Consider the following 17,751-nt stretch of genomic DNA (forward strand, 5'->3'; position numbering starts at 1 on the left):
CCCTCTATTTCTTTAACTTTTTATTATTTTCCACGAAATGTTTAAATTCGTCTCTCGTCATCGTATTTAAAACACGTGATTTATCGATAAATGCTTTTTGTGCAGTTGCGACACCGTATTGCATTAATTCTAAGTTATCGATATGGTGTGCATCTGTATTAATAGTCACCATAATATCTTTTTGATGACGCAGCACTTCTGCACTTAGATCCAAACGTAATGGATTGGCATTAATTTCTAAGATTGTATCTGTCTCTTTCGCAAGTTCGAACAAACGGTCCATATTGACTTTATAACCGTCGCGTCTGCCGATAATACGTCCAGTCGGATGTGCAATATGACGTACATAAGGATTGCGGCACGCTTGTTCTAAGCGATACATAATCTCTTCTTCTGTTTGATTAAAGCTTTGATGAATCGATGCAATAACATAATCTAATTGTGCCAATACATCATCCGGATAATCCATTGTTCCGTCTGCTAAAATATCCATTTCTGTTCCTGAATAGATATCGATTTCATCATATTCTTCATTGATAGCTTTAATGTCTTCATTTTGACGCAGTAAACGGTCAATTTCTAAGCCGTGCGCGACACGCAAGCTGCGGGAATGATCGGTAATCACCATATATTCATACCCTTTTTTGATGTTCGCTTCTACCATTTCCCTTAAACTGAATGCACCATCACTCATCGTTGTATGCATATGCACATCGCCTTTGATGTCATCCAGTGTGACTATTTGAGATAAATCTCTATCGAATTCACTGCCATCGACACGCATCGGCGGTGCAATATAAGGACTGTTGAAATGTTCGTAAATCGCTGCTTCGCTATCCAGCTGCAGCAATGAACCGTCTGGTTGTTCAATGCCGTATTCGCTGACTTTCTCACCGCGTTCTTTCGCAAGTTGGCGGATACGGATATTATGATCTTTTGAACCTGTAAAGTGCTGCAGCGTATGATAGTATGCTTTTGGTTCTATAATTCTAAAATCAATTTCTATGATTTCATCTTCAAACTCCACTTCAACAGAGACTTTAGTCAATCCGACAGCTACATCTTTGACTTTATGCGGTACGTTCAATAAGGCTTGCTGAACTTTCTCAGGTTCTGTTGTACTCATAATATAATCCAAGTCTTTGCTCATTTCTTTCACACGACGGAAACTGCCTGCCACATGATACTGCTCCAATGCATCAATTGTCGATAAATATGCCTCTATTTCATCATTCAGTTTTATCAGCAAGTTGATTGGATAGCGTTCTTTTCTGGCACTCAACGCTTGTACACCTGCTAGAATATTCTCTTCAGTCTTCTTGCCGAATCCGCTTAAAGCACTGACTTCTTTATTTTCACATGCACGTGCTAATTCCTCTTTGTTGGTAATACCCAGTTCCTTATACAGCTTATGGATTTTCTTGCTGCCGAGACCTTGTATTTTAAGCAGCGGCACTAATCCTGCAGGCACTTCTTCTTCTAATGCTTGCAGTGTTTGTGATTCGCTCGTACTGATATATTCATTGATGACCTCGCCGACACCTTTGCCGATGTTTTTCAGCTCTGTCACATCTTCGATTTCATCTAATGTTCTTTCATCTGTCTCTAAACTTTGTGCAGCTTTGCGGTAAGCTGATACTTTAAAGGCATTTTCGCCTTTTAACTCCATGTACGTTGCGATTTTCTCTAATAAGCGCACGACATCCTTCTTTGTTATATGTTGACTCATTTGATTCACTCCAATTAAAAAGAGGGACTTTCTGTCATTCGAATATCGGTACTGATGGACGAATGTTTAAGCCTCCTCTTGGTTTAGTAATTAAACATTGAATTATAATGTCATCACAAAAGACGACAGATATGGGGTTTGAAAGAGTATCAATTGTGCAATTACAGATTGTGCAAATTGCTGCTGAATCAAAACACTTGGGTATAAACTGCATAAGTATAATACGAGCAGAACAATCATCACCGAACTCAAAAAGCTGATAATGCCCCCAAAACTTCGATTCATGATTGATAAGGGTTGTATATACGTTATTTTATCAAATGCGGTGACGATGAGATATAAAATAAACTTGCTCATCAAGAATATCAAAATAAACGCAACAATACTCTCAAAGCGCAAATGAATATTATGATATTCTATAAAATAATGTGTCTGTGCAGCTTGTGTCTTAGGAAACGGCAGAAACAATTCTAAACGTTTTGCGACTGGCGCATACAATGTTGCAGCTGTGATAAACGAAGCTGCTGTACATAAAAAATGAACCAGACTCCACCAGAATCCTCTGCGGAAACCCATTGCGGCAATCATGAAAAAAGTAATAAATATCAGCACATTTAATAGCATAGGCATAACCTACTGTTCATTGTTTTTCAAACGGTTCAACTCTTGTGTCAAACGACGATTCTCTTCTTCTAACAACACCTTTTCATGCATAATATTGACTGCAGTCAGTACTGCTTTTCGTGTCGTATCTAATCCGGCACTTTTACGTCCTAATTCCTGAATTTTTTCATCTACAAGATGAGCGACATATCGAATATGCTCAGGATTATCTTCGCCGACTATCGTATAGTTCTTATTATTGATTGAAACATTGATTCTATTTTTAAATTCGCCCAATTTGATAACTCCTATCTTGCTAATTTTGCGCATGTCTACACACAGATCGGTCAGTTTTTGCTTCTCTGACCGCCATTCAACTTCTCTTTTTGGTTGAAATCAATCCTATTTATTCATCACGAACCATTATACACGAGTGCTATTTATTATGTAAGTACTGTACTCTTTTTTGCAATATATTGTAAAACTAATGTAATATACTAAAATTTGTTTCGCAGACAATCTGTAGTAAACTGTGAATAGATTCTATTAAATAAGGAGCAATCATATGGCCAACGCCGTTTTTAAACTAACAGAAAAAGAAATTCAGCATTTGCTTTCAAAAATTCAAGCTGATACTTCTAATCTACCCGCTGGCATGCGTGCCAGAACCAAATATAAAGGGACAACTATTAATATCTATAATTCTAAGAAAGTCATGTTCCAAGGCAATCAAGCAGAACAATTCGCACAGCAGCTGTTCGGCACTTCTGCTTCTCCTGCCCCATCTAAAACTAAAAAAACAAAATCAGCTGATCCATCAAAAACTTTTCCATTTAATCAATCCAATTGTATCGGCAGTGATGAAGCCGGCAGCGGCGATTACTTTGGACCGCTCACAGTGTGTGCAGCATATGTTTCGAAAAAGAACGCTGAAATTTTAAAAACCTTAGGTGTCGATGACTCTAAAAAATTAACCGATGCAAAAATCGTCGAACTTGCGGAACAACTTGTGACTTTTATACCGCACTCATTACTGACTATGAACAATGACAAATACAATCAGCAGCAGCAAAAAGGCTGGTCGCAAGTCAAAATGAAAGCTGTATTGCATAACCAAGCCATTCAAAATGTTGCGGATCGAATTGCACAGCAAGGCGAACCTTTGGATTACATAGTCATTGACCAATTCGCAGTACGCGGTGTCTATCAAAACTATGCACTCTCTCCAATGCCTTATCCTGACAAAACTTGTTTTGAAACAAAAGGCGAATCCAAATCATTAGCCATTGCTGCGGCGAGTATTATCTCCCGCTATGCATTCGTTAAATATATGGATCAAATGAGCAGAGATGTACATCAAACAGTACCTAAAGGTGCCAGCAATAAAGTAGATTTATTTGCGGCACGTATCATTGACCAATACGGCATTCAAAAATTAGACAATATGTCAAAAGCACACTTTAAGAACCGAGATAAAGCTTTAAATCTCTATAACAAAAAACATTAATGTCATTTATCCAATAAAAATACCCTTTCCCCGCACAATTGTGAGGAAAGGGTAATTTTTTTGACTGCATCTTAACGAATTGTTGCACCTTGTGCAGTTAATGCGTCCACAATTTGATTGTGTACTGCAGTCACTTGTTCATCTGTTAAAGTATTGTCTTTATCCAAGTAAGCGATACGGATAGCAACTGATTTTTTACCTTCTTCCATATGTTCGCCTTCATAAACATCAAAGACATGTGCATCTTTAAAGATAGTGCCGCCGTTTGCTTTGATCGTTGAAAGCAATTCTGCAGCTGATACTGTTGTATCGACTTCTAATGCAATATCTCTTGTCACACCTGGATATTTCGGAATCGGTTGATAGTTGATATAGCCGACAGAAACATCCATGATTTTGTCGTAGTTCAATTCAAAGACATACGTACGTTGTTTCAAGTCATTGTCTTCTGCAAGCTGCGGGTGAAGTTCCCCGATGAAACCAATTACTTCATCGTTGAGCAATACTTGTGCTGTACGACCTGGATGCAAGCCGTCGATTTGAGCCGCTTGATATCCGAATTCGATATCTAATTTTTCCGCTACAGCATCTAAAATACCTTTCGCAAGATAGAAATCAGTGATTTCTTTTTTACCTTGCCATTGGTTGCCGCTGTATTCGCCAGTCATAATACCGCTGAGGTATTCTACTTCATCCGGTAATTCTCCTTTGCCGTTGCCGAAGAAGACACGACCGATTTCGTATAAGAAGACATCATGATTTTTACGTGCCACGTTATAAGCTGTCGCATCAATCAAGTGCGGCAATAAACTTTGACGTAATACAGCATGTGCTTCACTCATCGGCATCAGTAATTCGATATTAGGACGATCGCTGACTGAGAATTCTTTCGCACGCGCTTTAGAGATTAAAGAATAAGTGATAGCTTCGCTTAAGCCTGCCCCTTCAATTGCACGTTTCACAATACGTGTTTTCGCTTGTCTGTCTGTTAAATGTCCGCTTGTCACATCTTCAAAGACAGGCAATGAAGAAGGAATTTCATCATAACCGTAAATACGTGCTACTTCTTCGATTAAATCCTCTTTGATTTTAATATCTTTACGGCGTGATGGTACATAAACTGTTAAATTGCCGTTATCGTTTTCAGTTTTGAAGCCTAATTGTTCAAAACATTTAACAATATCTTCAAGTGTCATTTCAGAACCGATAGTTTGATTGATTTTATCAACTGAAATTTGAATTGGTGTAATGAATTCGCCTAAGTCGCCTTGTGCAACACGATCAGCTAATACTTCACCGTTGGCATAGTGTTCTAGTAAGTAACATGCACGGTCGACAGCTTGATCTACAAATTCTGTCGCAATGCCTTTTTCAAAACGGCTTGATGATTCACTGCGCAAGTTTAAACGACGTGATGTATGACGGATACTTACTGGATCGAAGATTGCGCCTTCAACCACAACATTTTGTGTTTGATCTGAAACCTCAGAGAAGTCGCCGCCCATAACACCGCCGAGTGCAATCGGTGCTTTGCCGTTAGTAATCACGATATCTGAAGCAAGTAATTTACGTTCAGTATCGTCTAATGTTGTCATTGTTTCGCCTTCTTGTGCTTGGCGTACAACAATTTCATCTGAACCGATTTGGTCTTGGTCGAACATGTGGAGCGGTTGACCATATTCAAGCAATACGTAGTTTGAAATATCTACGACGTTATTAAGCGGACGGATACTCGCTTTCATTAAACGTGCTTGCATCCACATCGGAGAAGGTGCAATCGTTACATTTTTAACAACACGCGCACTGTAATAAGGGACTTTGTCTCCATTTTCAACAGAAACTGATAATTCATCAGACGCAGAAGCATCTTTCGTATCAGGCTGTGTTTCTGGCAATGTTAATGGTGCACCGTAAAGTGCAGATGTTTCATACGCCGCACCTACCATACTCAATGCATCGGCACGGTTAGGTGTTAAATCAAATTCCATCACTTGATCATCTAGATACAATGCTTCTAATGCATTTGTGCCTGGTTTTACTTCGCTTGGGAAATTGAAAATACCCTCTTCAAACGCTTTTGGCACAACGTTGCCTGATACACCGATTTCTTGTAATGAACAAATCATACCTTCTGAAACTTCGCCGCGTAGTTTGGCACGTTTGATTTTAATACCGCCAGGCAAACGACCGCCTACAGTCGCTACAATTACATATTGTCCTGCATCGACATTCGGTGCGCCGCAGACGATTTGTACCGGTTCATCTTCACCGATATCTACTTTACAGATGTTTAATTTATCCGCATTCGGATGTTGTGTTTTGCTTTCTACATAACCTACTACTAACTTTTTGATCTCAGCCGTATAATCAATGATGTCATCAACTTCAATGCCTGTACGTGTAATACGTTCAGCTAAAGGTTGAATCGGTTCGTTGACAGCGACTAATGACTCTAACCACTCTTTTGATACAAACATTATGCTTCACCTCTATCTTCAACAGCTTTAAATTGATCTAAGAATCGAACATCATTTGTGTAGAAATAACGAATATCTTCAATACCGTATTTCAACATTGCGATACGGTCTGGACCCATACCAAAGGCAAATCCAGTATATTTAGATGAATCAAATCCAGCCATTTCTAATACGTTCGGATGCACCATACCTGCACCTAAGATTTCAATCCAGCCTGAACCTTTACATACGTTGCAGCCTTTGCCGCCGCATTTGAAACATGACACGTCTACTTCTACAGATGGTTCTGTGAATGGGAAGTAACTTGGACGCAAACGAATTTCGCGTGCATCACCGAATAATTTCTTCGCTACAAGTTCTAGTGTCCCTTTCAAGTCGCTCATTTTAATATTTTCCGCAACAACTAAGCCCTCAATTTGTGTAAATTGGTGACTGTGTGTCGCATCATCTGAATCTCGGCGGTACACTTTACCAGGACAAATAATTTTAACTGGTCCTTGGCCGTTGCGTTTTTCTAATGTACGCGCTTGTACCGGAGACGTATGCGTACGCATTAATGTTTCTTCAGTGATATAGAATGTATCTTGCATATCACGTGCCGGGTGTGATTTCGGCAAGTTCAATGCTTCGAAGTTGTAGTAATCTTTCTCTACTTCATAACCGTTCACAATTTCAAAGCCTAAACCTAAGAATAAATCTTCGATTTCTTGAATTGTACGTGTCAATGGATGTGCTGCACCTTGTTTAACCTTGCGGCTCGGTAATGTCACATCGATTGTTTCTTCATTTAATTGTTGATTTAAGCGCTCTTGTTCAAGCACTTGTTTGCGGTCTGCGATGGCTTGTTCAATCGCTTGACGCACTTCATTCACAGCTTGACCGAATTTCGGTTTTTCTTCATTTGATAAATCTTTCATTTGTTTCATTAAACCTGAAACAGAACCTTTTTTACCTAAGTACTTTACTTTAACATCTTGCAATGCTTTTTCATCTTCTGCTTTTGACACATCTGCCAAAGCTTCAGATTTCAGCTGATTCATTTCTTCAGTTTGAACCATGTCTGCCCCTCCTATTTTGTGTTGGCAATAAAAAAAGACTTCATCCCCCTCTTACGATATGGGACGAAATCTTCCGTGGTACCACCCAAATTTATGCATACGCATACACTTGTTTTATAATTTATAACGGTTATTAACCGACTTAAATCTCTTTAAGTTGCCAAAAAGGTGAAAAAAGCTATGGATTTCTGGAATGAGTTTCAGTCACGCTCATTCTCCCTATACAGTCATCGCTTGATAGCTTACGTCTTTTTATAGGCAAAGTATTTATTTATCTGTTCATGTTATCCTATAACAATAAACATTGAATCACATCTAATTATAAGTAATCCTTACTAAAGGGTCAACCTTTTAATTTATAGATCAAAATGCTTCCGGCAATCGCAACATTTAAACTTTCTGCATCGCCATACATCGGTATTGTCAGACGTTTTGTAGTATGTGCTAATAACTCTGGATCTACGCCTTGTCCTTCATTGCCTAATAACAAAGCAAACTTCTCTTGAGCCGCTTCTTCATTAAAATTGACCGCATCTTCTAAAGCTGTACCGTATATCGGTCCTTCAAAACTTTCAATAAACTCAGGCAATGCTTGTGTCACAATCGGCAAGTGGAACACACTGCCTTGACTCGAACGCAAGACTTTATCTTGATAGGCATCTGCAGTACCCGGTGATAAGACAATCAAATCTAAAGCTGCCGCATCTGCAGTACGGATTAATGTTCCTAAGTTGCCTGGATCTTGAATACGGTCCAGCAGCAATACTTGTTTGGCCTCTGAAACTTTAGAAACAACATCCGGCTTTTCAATTACCGCAAAGATACCTTGCGGTGTTACTGTTCCGGATAATGTTTCTGCCACTTTGAAATTAATGTGATACGCTTCTTCTGCAGCATCAATCAGTGCTGCGTCAAAGCGCTCAGGTTCTACAACAAAAAGCTGTTTAACAGTTAGGCGGCTTTTCACTGCTTCTTCAATCAAATGTGTACCTTCAACCAGCAATAATCCGGTTTTGTCACGTTCTTTTTTCTTTTTCAACTTATTCGCTTGTTTGACTTTAGCATTTTGTGCTGAAGTGATTTGTTCCATCATCGGTTCCCTCATTTGCGATTTTTCCTTATTCTATCATGGATATGTAAAAAAATAATAAAAAAGACCAACCGCAAGTACGATTGGTCACGTTAATCATCGATTATTTTGAAACGACTTCTTCACCATTGTAAGAACCACAGTTTTTACAAACGCGGTGAGATAATTTGTATTCACCACAGTTAGGGCATTCAGTCATACCTGGTACTGATAATTTGAAGTGAGTACGACGTTTATTTTTTCTAGTTTTAGATGTTCTTCTTTTTGGTACTGCCATGATTTAATCCTCCTTAAAATTCAAACACAAAAATCTTTGTTACTGTGTGATTAAGCTGTTAATTACAATACTATCTATTGTACACCAACTTCTATTGCTTTTCATCATAAAATTGTTGTAATTTTTGAAGCCTTGGATCGACTGTCTTAGAATCGTTTGCTTCTGCTTGTTCACTTTCTTCTAATTGGTCTTCGTCAATAACATCCCAACCGTGACCGCCTTGCAGCATATCGTCGATACTGCTGTCGTCTGCCACTGCTCGGATAGGCTTTTCTATGATGACAAGCTCTTCTGCGATATCACGTAAATCAATCATTCCGCTGACAGCTAAGTGATAATGTTCATTCTCATCATCTTCGCCGTCGCTGTATTCATGACCTTCTGAATCAAATATTTCCGTTGTCTCAATATCAATCGGAACCTTGACCGGTTCTAATGTACGTGCATCTTCCATAGTGTAAGCACCTGTGAGATGCATATCTGCGACAACTTCATTTGATTTGACATCAAGTTGACCCTTAACTCGGATTTCAGATAAATCTATAAGTCCTAGTTTATCAATTAAATGATTAAAATTTACTGTTTGATCAAATTCAAAAGGCTTACCTTGATATTTTCTTAATTGCGTTATTGACCATTTCATATGGCTTCACCTCTAACAAGCACAAAATTTATTTTAACTTTCTAGCGTTAAGTTGTCAAGATTTTTTCTTAACATCCTGACTTTTTGATACAATAATAATAATGAATTCTGAAAGGACGGATTGCAAATGAAATGCGCTGCACTCATTACAGAGTATAATCCCTTCCATAACGGGCATGCTTATCACGTTGAACAAGCACGTCAAATCGCAAATGCAGATGTCACTGCGGCAATTATGAGCGGACAATTTGTCATGCGAGGCCAACCTGCAATTTATAATAAATTCCTGCGAACGCAAATGGCCTTGTCTTCTTGCGACCTTGTCGTCGAATTACCTGCTTTTGCGGCACTTTCTGCAGGTGAATACTTTGCTGAAATGGGTGTGAAAGTTGCAGACTATCTGAATTGCGATGCCTTGGTCTTTGGAAGCGAATCCGGCAGCATCAAAGATTTCGAGCACATCGCCTTGCAACTCAACCATATCGAAGAACACCCTGAATTTCAAACAAAGCAGCGAGAAGGCAAAAGTTATCCTAGAATTATCAATGAATTATTAGGAGAACCGCATTTGCTTCAGACACCTAATAATATCTTAGGTCTCTCATATGTACAAGCTATACACAATTTTGCACCGAATATGACGCCTTATACAATTAAAAGACATCAATCGCAGCACCATCATCCGATCATTTCGCATAGGCAATTTGCCAGCGGTACAGCCATCCGCAAATCGCTTGAAAACGAAGACCGATTATTTGAATCAGTTGTTCCTGCAGCTGTGAAACAGCTTTACAACAAACCGCACCTTACTGTTGAAGATTGCTTCCCTTATCTCAAATATGCAATTTTACGTGCTTCGCCAGAAGAACTGCAGCACATTCACACAGTCAGCGAAGGATTTGAACATCGTTTAAAAGCACAAATTCTGCATTCACAAAGCTTTGATCAGTTGATGTCTCAACTTAAGACCAAGCGCTATACTTATACCCGTATCCAGCGTATGTTAATGAACATCTTGTTAAACTTTAAACAAGCAGAAAAACAAGACAATGTATCAGCGGTTCGTATCTTAGGTATGAACGAAAAAGGTCAAGCTTATTTGAAATCGCTCAAGCAGCAATTTCCAGATAGACATTATATTACAAACGTCAATCAATCGACTGCCCCTTACTTCAAACATGAGATACAAGCAACTACGGTATACAATTGGATATCAGGCGAAACCCAAGATGATTTCAATACACCGGTAATTAGGGTACAGTCAGAATAAAGGAGGCAAAATCTATGCAAGTTTATTCAGAAACAACCGTTCAGCAGCATTATCCGATGGCACAAGCAATTGAAGATATTGAAAATGTCTTTCGTCATTTAGACGATATTCAAACTGCACAACGTACTGTCATTCCTACAGGCGATGGCGCAAAATCTATGTTATATATGCCTTGTGTGGATACTGCAAAGCAGCTCGGTACTATTAAAATTACTTCTATTACACCAGAGAATCCGCAGCATCATCTGCCGACGACACAAGCACAAATTGTGATTACTCAACTCCAAACCGGAGAACATACGGCAGTCATCGACGGCAGTTACTTAACACGTCTGCGTACAGGTGCATTAAGCGGTATCGCAACGAAATACATGAGCAGAGAAGATGCACATGTATTAGGGATGATCGGCACAGGCGGTATGGCGTACGAACAATTTCTCGGCAATATAGCCGTCCGCGATATCGATACGGTTGTATTGTACAATCGTACAACTGAAAAGGCTGAGGCGTTCAAAGCACGTATCCTTAAAGACTATCCGGATTTAACCGTTAAAGTAGAAGAAAATGTGGCAGACCTTGTCAAACAAGCAGATATTTTAAATTGTCAAACCCCTTCTACAGCACCTGTGTTCAACGCTGATGATATTCAACCTGGTACACATATCAACGGTATCGGTTCTTATCAGCCAGCGATGAAGGAACTAGATAATCGTATTTTTCCGCAAGCAGAAAGGGTTGTCGTAGATGATTTAGAAGGTGTCAAAGATGAATCTGGAGAATTAATTGATGCAGATGCGAATGGTACGTTCACATTCGACCAAATCAGCGATGAATTAAAGACCCTCTCGCTGAATGGTCAATCGTATCGCAAAACAGATGAAGGTATTACTGTCTTCAAATGTGTCGGCGCTGCTTACTTTGATTTAGCTGTCGCAATCGGCGCTTACAATCAATTAAAATAAAACAAAAAAACACGTTTCAACTTCCCTTGTTACTTACAAGCTTGAAGTTGGAACGTGTTTTAATTATTTTCCGAACTTTTCTCTTAATGCTCTTTCAACCGGTGGGGGTACAAATTCAGAAATATCCGCTTTGTATTGTGCAACCTCTTTTACTACGCTCGAACTGATAAATGAATAATTAGTACTTGTCATCATGTAGAGTGTTTCTACATCACTGTTCAGCTTTTTATTCATAGATGTTAAACGTAATTCATATTCAAAGTCGCTGACTGCACGTAATCCGCGAATGATTGTTTTCGCACCGATTTGGTCGCAAAAATCTACCAGCAACCCGTTAAATTGGTGGACTTGAACATTCGGGATATCCGCTACAGAAGCTTCAATCAAAGCGATGCGTTCTTCTACAGTAAATGTGCCCGATTTGTTACTATTCTTTAATACACAGATATGAATCTCATCAAAGCGTTGTGCAACACGTTCGATAATATCCACATGCCCATATGTAATTGGATCGAAACTACCTGGAATTACTGCTTTTGTTTCAGCCATCATGTTCTCCTTTTTCTAATAACATAGTATCTGTTAATCCATAATGATAACGTTTAATCAACTTGAAAGTATGAATATCAATGTTTTCTTTATGGTTGAACTCACACACGATGATACCACTTTTCTTCAATAAGTTAAACTCCGCAATTTTAACAAGCGCTTCATCAATCAGCCCTTTTTCATAAGGCGGGTCTAAAAAGATTAAATCAAATTGGATTTCGCGTTTCGCTAAGGCTTTCAATGCACGATCCGCATTGTTTTTATATACTTCTGATTGTTTCATTAAATCCAAGCTTTTCAAGTTGGATTTGATAACTTTGACAGCTTTGAAGTTCTGGTCCACGAAAATCATTTTGTCTATACCGCGAGATAATGCCTCTATGCCGAGTCCTCCGCTTCCCGCAAATAAATCTAAACCGATACCAGTTACTTCATGCAGACTATTAAAGATACTTTCTTTTACTTTATCCATTGTCGGACGTGTATTACGCCCTTCTAAACTTTCTAACGGCTTGCTTTTATGCAGTCCTGCAATCACTCTCATCTTACACTTCACTTCCTCTCTCGTTCTATAATATAATTTGGGTATTAAGGAGGATTTCCAAAATGAAACAATCTTTTATTGTACTCGGTGAAGGTCTCACCGATTTATTCGAGTTCAAAACATTAATCGAATACAATCATGCCCGTATTAACAGAATTGTATTCTTTAACAGCCCTCAATCAGAAAAAGGCTTGAGTTCAGCTGCAATCATCATGAATCCGACAGAAGGCAATTACTTTCAAGCCATGTACATTATGGTCAATGCTTTTGACTATCCTCATCCAAAAGATAATAAAAAGTCTGAGATGATTCGAGGATTCGCCGAACAATATAACGTGCAATTAACAGAACTAGACGTTAAATCAACCGATGACTTTTATGATTTAGACCTCTACTTCAATTATCTCATCGGCGTACTGCGTCTCTATCGTTGGATTCCGCCGTTGCAATAACGTTTAATGACATGAAAGTTAGGATATAGTTGATGATACAGTAGTGGTGCTGCTAATTGATTTCGTATTTTTCTTTTTCATACGTTTTCTTTAAATATTTATAAGGAGAACCATCAATGTGACGCACATACTTTAATTTCATGAGTCGGTTTACAATACGATCTGCATCATTTTCATTAATATACATGACAACGTATTTACGTGTGCGGTTGCTATAGATAATGTGCCCGTATTTTCTAATATGACGTTCATGTTTCATGTGCTTAAGGTATATAATTAAACTGGTTCTAGGTATGATTTCTGTCATTTTGATCACTCCATTACTTTAATCTATAGTATCACGACTTGACCATTTTTGAAATAACGAACAAGCACTGCTATCACTGAAATCCATTGTGATAGACAGAGGCTTGACGCTGTTTTCATAACAAATTAGGAGGCAAATTACATGGTAAAAATAAGTAGACTTATCAGAAACAGTGCAGCAGGTGCTGCCGGTATATTCAGCGGACTTATCTTATTCTCTAAATTTAAGGGTCAACCTGAATCTCATCCGATTCCGCCTTTCTTCACACGTAAATCCCATTATATTTTCGCACATCGCGGCGGAATGGCTTTACGTCCGGAACAAACGAAACTTGCATTTGATAACGCCAAAGACTATGAAGTCGACGGCTTTGAAACAGATGTCCGCGTGACAAGCGATGAAAAATTAATCGTCTTCCACGATGCGACAGTAGACCGTACGAACAACGGTTCAGGCAAAGTGCGCGAACATCGTTTAGATGAATTGCAGCGCTTAGATGCAGGCTATCACTTTAAAGACATTAATAATGACACACCTTACCGCAATCATCCGGATGCGAAAATTTTAACTTTTGATGAACTCTTAGAACTTTATCCGGATATGCTGATTAATGTCGATTTAAAAGACAGTCCGGATTCATATGAAGGTACAATTGCTCCGGAATTATTATTCGAATCGATTGCGCGTCACGATGCACAAGACCGTGTCTTAGTTACAAGTTTCTATCAAGATCAAATCGCCCGCTTCTCTGAATTCAGTTTAGGCACTGTCGCTGTAGGCGCTAGTCAAGAAGAAGTAACAGTCGGCTTAGCTAAATTCTTTACCGGACTCGGCAACATGTTCGAAGTACAAGCCAATACGTTCCAAATGCCTACAAGCTATAACGGCATTCCATTAACATCTCAACGTTTAATTCAATGGTTGAATTCACGTAATATTGTACCAGGCTATTATGGTGTGAACAGTATTGATTTAATGAGCGACTTATTCAACAAAGGTACACATACCATTGTGACCGATCGACCGGATTTAGCTTATCAATACCGTCAAAATCAATCGCAGCATTAATATAGCTCATCCCAACAATATATAACTATAACGAAAAGCACACGCCCATTTATTTGAGCGTGTGCTTTCTATCTATCTTATTAAACTTTATGCATGTACTTGGCATTGGCAGCTGCCGCCTGTACTGCAGCCGTGCATATCCGTTCTGAAGAAAGGATTGCCGACTTCGATTTTAACGTTATCTGAAATAGAAGTTGCGATGATTGTAATCACTTCATCTACCAAATTTTGAAGTTCTACTTCCTTTTGTTTATAGGCCATGACAGATGGCACCATTTCGTAATCACGTTTGCTTTTTCTTGTTGCACGCGATACCGTTTGATAATCTGGATGATATTTGCCGAAACGCATCACTTCATCATATTGCACTTTGTTTTTCATAAACGTTTGATAATGTGCTTGTGCTGTTTCGTCTTCATTCATCTCTTGTCGTGCCAGACGATAAGCATGATAAATGTCAGACTGCAAAATCATATCGCTCACTGCATCTACATGGTCTAAAACATCAATGACTTCAGTATTTATCATTCGTGTCACCTTCCATCATTCTTCAATAAAGATTAATGTATAATAACCATCCATGACGTCTCCGCCCATTTCAGTATACTGTGTATTCAAGATTCTTGAACGATGTATATCCGAGTTCAGCCAACTGTGCAGCAAGGTCGGTACATCATTAAAGTCATATCCGACGTTTTGGCCAACAGATTTGAACTTGATATCTCTATCATCTAATTGTTGTTTTAAAGCACCTTCTGTAAATTCAACATTCTTATTATTAGTACTTTCATATAAGTTTACTGAAGCAATATGACTTAAATCATTATTGACTTTAAACGGTTTTAATCCTTTTAAGTGACGGATTTGGTTTGTCACTTCGTATAACGTCATCAATTGGTTTACGTTTTGTTCATACGGCACATTTTTATGTTTGTTTTCAATTGTCTTTTCATCTGAAGACTTCGTCATTTGATAAGGATTAAACATTACCAGCGCTTCTGCGTCTAAGAAACGTACACCTACAACTTTATTGGTTTGCTGATCAATGTAAACTTGGGCGTAAGTATTGCCGTATTTTATCAGCATTTGTGTTTTCATATCTTCATCTGAAAGTTCTAAATCATATTGTTTACCATTTGCGTTGACTGTAGGTTCAGGGTTGATGCTCGTATTTTCAAAAATACTAGAAGCGTCTTCTGAGATTTTAATCGGTTCGATATCTGCTTTAGTACCTGTCGCATAGACCGATTTAATAATATTGTTTTTAGTCGTCACAATATAATATTGGTTGTTTTCTCTGAATACATAGTTCTTATAGTCATCATAATATTCATAAACACGGTCAGCTTGACCGAATTTTTTAGTTAAACCGCTAATATCATTATTCACCCAAGTCCCGATACCTGATTTAGGTTTCGGATTCTCTGCTTGTTCTACTTTCTTTTGTGTTTGTTCAGTTTTCGTCGGCGTTTTCTTGTTCGGATTTTCTAACACATCGAATTTCAGCCGAGGCGAATAAAATAAATAGATAAGAAAAGTTATGAGGAGCAGCACTCCTACCACTTTAATAATTAAGTTCCTCATTCTCCGCCCACCTCAATGTTAAGTAATTATCATTGTACACGTTTCACACGTGCACTCGCAAGGATTGTATGCTAATTAAAAACATCGACTAACAACAAAACGTTATCAGTCGATGTTTAATGTTTAAAAGCCGAAAGTAGCTTTGAATAATGAAGTTGTTTCTCCGCCAGGATACATAACATATAACAAGATGTATACGATGATTCCTGTGAAAGCTGTAAAAATCCAAATAATTGCAGCCCAAGGGCCCACTTTTCTGTGGAGATTAAATTTATCTTTGAATGCTGTAATGATTTGGAATAATCCCATTAATCCGCCCACTGTCGATAATGCAATGTGGAAGATTAAGAAGAAATGATAGTAACCTTTCAACCATGCGGGACCGCCGAATGCGGTATTCCCGATAAAGAATGTTCTGCTCGCATAAATTACGAAGAATGTTAAAGCAAAGAAAGCAGCTGTTAACATGACTTTTTTATGCGCTTCAATTTTACGTTTTTTAATCAAGTACCACCCAACAATAACAAGCGCTGCACAGATTTGAATACAGCTGGTACTTATTGTCGGCAATATAGGTAGACTCATAAATCTCATCCTATCTTCAATTTATTTAAATCATATTGATTAAAGAAATTACTACTGCTAAAGCAAAGAATAGCACTAAGTAGTTAAGTGAGTAAACAAACATTAAAGTAGTCCATTTCTTTTGATTGAAGTTCTTCTTGAAGCTTGTTAATCCAAGATAAATCCAACCTAAGTTAAGAAGTGTTGCCAATACAACGAACACCGTGCCTAAGTTTGTAAGCAATAATGGTAAAGGCAATAATGCGATTAACCATACAAACATGCCTACTCTTGTACGGTTAAAGCCTTTAACCGATGGAAGCATAGGTATTTTTGCTAACGAATATTCGTCTTGGCGTTTAATTGCTAATGCATAGAAATGAATCGGCTGCCAACAAAATACAACTAAGAATAATGCGATTGCTGTTAAGCTGAGTTGTCCCTCAATCGCTGTCCATCCGATTAGCGGCGGTACAGCACCAGGAAAGCTCCCGATAACAGTATTCCAAGTAGTATGGCGTTTAGACCAGATTGAGTAAAATGAGACATAACCGATAATCCCCATTAAACCGATAACACCTGATGGTATGTTTAAGATGAATAATAAAATTTCACCTAGTACCATCATTCCAAAACTTAAAATCAATAAATTTTTATTTGAAATTCTGTCATTGACTGTTGGTCTTGACTGTTTGCTCGGCATGATGCGGTCAATATCTTGGTCATAATAGTTATTGAGTGCACATGCGCCCCCCATAATGAGTGTTGAACCAATCATCATTAACAGAATTTGCGGCAGAGATGATAGGAAGGAATGATTCGCTAATGCAATCGCCAGCCATGATCCTGTAAACGTAGGAATTAAGTTCCCCTGAACCAGCCCCATTTTAATAATTGCTTTCAGTTCTTTAAGGGTTACACGGCTCGAGCTTGTCGACAAAGTGTGTCCTTTATCCATAATGCCCCTCCTTAAAATATTCATATAATACAATGATATAGCAAAAAGTAATAATTGACTAGATGAAATAAGACAAATTTGTGACACTTTAGCGACAACAACCATTTCA

The 17,751-nt window shown here is 38.4% G+C and carries 20 protein-coding genes; 5 read left to right on the top strand and 15 right to left on the bottom strand.

The annotated features are described in order from the left end of the window. Window positions 1–4 precede the first annotated feature (4 nt). From polX to zapA, 3 genes are all read right to left on the bottom strand, one after another. Window positions 5–1,717, bottom strand: a complete 1,713-nt coding sequence (polX, locus tag MUA90_RS09395; protein WP_262588831.1) for a DNA polymerase/3'-5' exonuclease PolX — start codon at window positions 1,715–1,717, stop codon at window positions 5–7. 114 nt (window positions 1,718–1,831) lie between these two features. Continuing rightward, window positions 1,832–2,353: a CvpA family protein gene (locus MUA90_RS09400; RefSeq protein WP_262586520.1), complete on the bottom strand. Its 522-nt coding sequence runs from the start codon at window positions 2,351–2,353 to the stop codon at window positions 1,832–1,834. Window positions 2,354–2,362: 9 nt separating this feature from the next. Further along, window positions 2,363–2,629 carry a cell division protein ZapA gene (gene zapA, locus MUA90_RS09405; protein ID WP_105993844.1) on the bottom strand — a complete coding sequence of 89 codons (267 nt, stop codon included), beginning with the start codon at window positions 2,627–2,629 and terminating at the stop codon, window positions 2,363–2,365. Window positions 2,630–2,897: 268 nt separating this feature from the next. Between zapA and rnhC the strand changes: the two genes are divergently transcribed. Beyond that, the gene (gene rnhC / locus MUA90_RS09410) at window positions 2,898–3,839 is read left to right on the top strand and encodes a ribonuclease HIII (RefSeq protein WP_262586522.1); all 942 of its coding nucleotides are present in this window, start codon (window positions 2,898–2,900) and stop codon (window positions 3,837–3,839) included. Between the two features lie 71 nt (window positions 3,840–3,910). On the opposite strand, the gene pheT is transcribed toward rnhC, so the two are convergent. The 5 genes from pheT to MUA90_RS09435 all read right to left on the bottom strand — a co-directional run bounded on the left by pheT (window position 3,911) and on the right by MUA90_RS09435 (window position 9,384). Next, entirely contained in the window at window positions 3,911–6,316 is a 2,406-nt protein-coding gene (gene pheT / locus MUA90_RS09415; protein WP_262586523.1) for a phenylalanine--tRNA ligase subunit beta, read from the bottom strand. After that, window positions 6,316–7,374, bottom strand: coding sequence for a phenylalanine--tRNA ligase subunit alpha (gene pheS / locus MUA90_RS09420; RefSeq protein WP_105993841.1), 1,059 nt, complete (start codon window positions 7,372–7,374; stop codon window positions 6,316–6,318). Before pheS ends, pheT begins: the two co-directional genes overlap by 1 nt. A gap of 343 nt (window positions 7,375–7,717) precedes the next feature. Continuing rightward, window positions 7,718–8,464, bottom strand: coding sequence for a TrmH family RNA methyltransferase (locus tag MUA90_RS09425; protein ID WP_262588832.1), 747 nt, complete (start codon window positions 8,462–8,464; stop codon window positions 7,718–7,720). A 103-nt stretch (window positions 8,465–8,567) separates the two neighbouring features. Continuing rightward, a complete protein-coding gene (gene rpmF / locus MUA90_RS09430; protein WP_002480558.1) occupies window positions 8,568–8,741 on the bottom strand; it encodes a 50S ribosomal protein L32 in 174 nt (57 codons plus the stop codon). 91 nt (window positions 8,742–8,832) lie between these two features. Then, entirely contained in the window at window positions 8,833–9,384 is a 552-nt protein-coding gene (locus MUA90_RS09435; RefSeq protein WP_262586527.1) for a YceD family protein, read from the bottom strand. Window positions 9,385–9,511: 127 nt separating this feature from the next. Between MUA90_RS09435 and MUA90_RS09440 the strand changes: the two genes are divergently transcribed. Then, window positions 9,512–10,654, top strand: coding sequence for a nucleotidyltransferase (locus tag MUA90_RS09440; RefSeq protein ID WP_262586530.1), 1,143 nt, complete (start codon window positions 9,512–9,514; stop codon window positions 10,652–10,654). A gap of 14 nt (window positions 10,655–10,668) precedes the next feature. Continuing rightward, window positions 10,669–11,616, top strand: a complete 948-nt coding sequence (locus MUA90_RS09445; protein ID WP_262586531.1) for an ornithine cyclodeaminase family protein — start codon at window positions 10,669–10,671, stop codon at window positions 11,614–11,616. Window positions 11,617–11,679: 63 nt separating this feature from the next. On the opposite strand, the gene coaD is transcribed toward MUA90_RS09445, so the two are convergent. Both coaD and rsmD read right to left on the bottom strand, forming a co-directional pair. Next, window positions 11,680–12,165, bottom strand: coding sequence for a pantetheine-phosphate adenylyltransferase (coaD, locus tag MUA90_RS09450; RefSeq protein ID WP_114603612.1), 486 nt, complete (start codon window positions 12,163–12,165; stop codon window positions 11,680–11,682). After that, window positions 12,158–12,709 (bottom strand): 16S rRNA (guanine(966)-N(2))-methyltransferase RsmD, encoded by a 552-nt coding sequence (gene rsmD, locus MUA90_RS09455; RefSeq protein WP_114603613.1) that lies wholly within the window; start codon window positions 12,707–12,709, stop codon window positions 12,158–12,160. The genes coaD and rsmD overlap by 8 nt, the downstream gene beginning before the upstream one ends. A 62-nt stretch (window positions 12,710–12,771) precedes the next feature. Between rsmD and MUA90_RS09460 the strand changes: the two genes are divergently transcribed. Then, complete coding sequence (locus tag MUA90_RS09460; RefSeq protein WP_262586533.1) at window positions 12,772–13,161, top strand: DUF7147 family protein; 390 nt, start codon at window positions 12,772–12,774, stop codon at window positions 13,159–13,161. Between the two features lie 52 nt (window positions 13,162–13,213). Here the strand turns inward: MUA90_RS09460 and MUA90_RS09465 are convergent, their stop codons facing one another. Beyond that, the gene (locus tag MUA90_RS09465) at window positions 13,214–13,468 is read right to left on the bottom strand and encodes a DUF2129 domain-containing protein (protein ID WP_105993833.1); all 255 of its coding nucleotides are present in this window, start codon (window positions 13,466–13,468) and stop codon (window positions 13,214–13,216) included. Window positions 13,469–13,609: 141 nt separating this feature from the next. On the opposite strand from MUA90_RS09465, the gene MUA90_RS09470 reads away from it, so the two are divergent. Beyond that, window positions 13,610–14,536, top strand: coding sequence for a lysophosphatidylglycerol phospholipase D (locus MUA90_RS09470; protein WP_262586535.1), 927 nt, complete (start codon window positions 13,610–13,612; stop codon window positions 14,534–14,536). Between the two features lie 87 nt (window positions 14,537–14,623). Here MUA90_RS09470 and MUA90_RS09475 read toward each other — a convergent pair whose 3' ends face one another. The 4 genes from MUA90_RS09475 to cyoE all read right to left on the bottom strand — a co-directional run bounded on the left by MUA90_RS09475 (window position 14,624) and on the right by cyoE (window position 17,642). Then, window positions 14,624–15,064 (bottom strand): YlbF/YmcA family competence regulator, encoded by a 441-nt coding sequence (locus tag MUA90_RS09475; RefSeq protein ID WP_262586536.1) that lies wholly within the window; start codon window positions 15,062–15,064, stop codon window positions 14,624–14,626. Window positions 15,065–15,079: 15 nt separating this feature from the next. Beyond that, window positions 15,080–16,120 (bottom strand): CAP-associated domain-containing protein, encoded by a 1,041-nt coding sequence (locus MUA90_RS09480; RefSeq protein WP_114603617.1) that lies wholly within the window; start codon window positions 16,118–16,120, stop codon window positions 15,080–15,082. 123 nt (window positions 16,121–16,243) lie between these two features. After that, on the bottom strand, window positions 16,244–16,705 hold the full coding sequence (locus MUA90_RS09485) for a DUF420 domain-containing protein (RefSeq protein ID WP_105993829.1): 462 nt from the start codon (window positions 16,703–16,705) through the stop codon (window positions 16,244–16,246). Between the two features lie 25 nt (window positions 16,706–16,730). Then, window positions 16,731–17,642: a heme o synthase gene (cyoE, locus tag MUA90_RS09490; RefSeq protein ID WP_262586538.1), complete on the bottom strand. Its 912-nt coding sequence runs from the start codon at window positions 17,640–17,642 to the stop codon at window positions 16,731–16,733. Between the last annotated feature and the right edge of the window lie 109 nt (window positions 17,643–17,751).

The organism is Staphylococcus sp. IVB6181 (assembly GCF_025561445.1).
GTDB lineage: Bacteria > Bacillota > Bacilli > Staphylococcales > Staphylococcaceae > Staphylococcus > Staphylococcus simulans_B.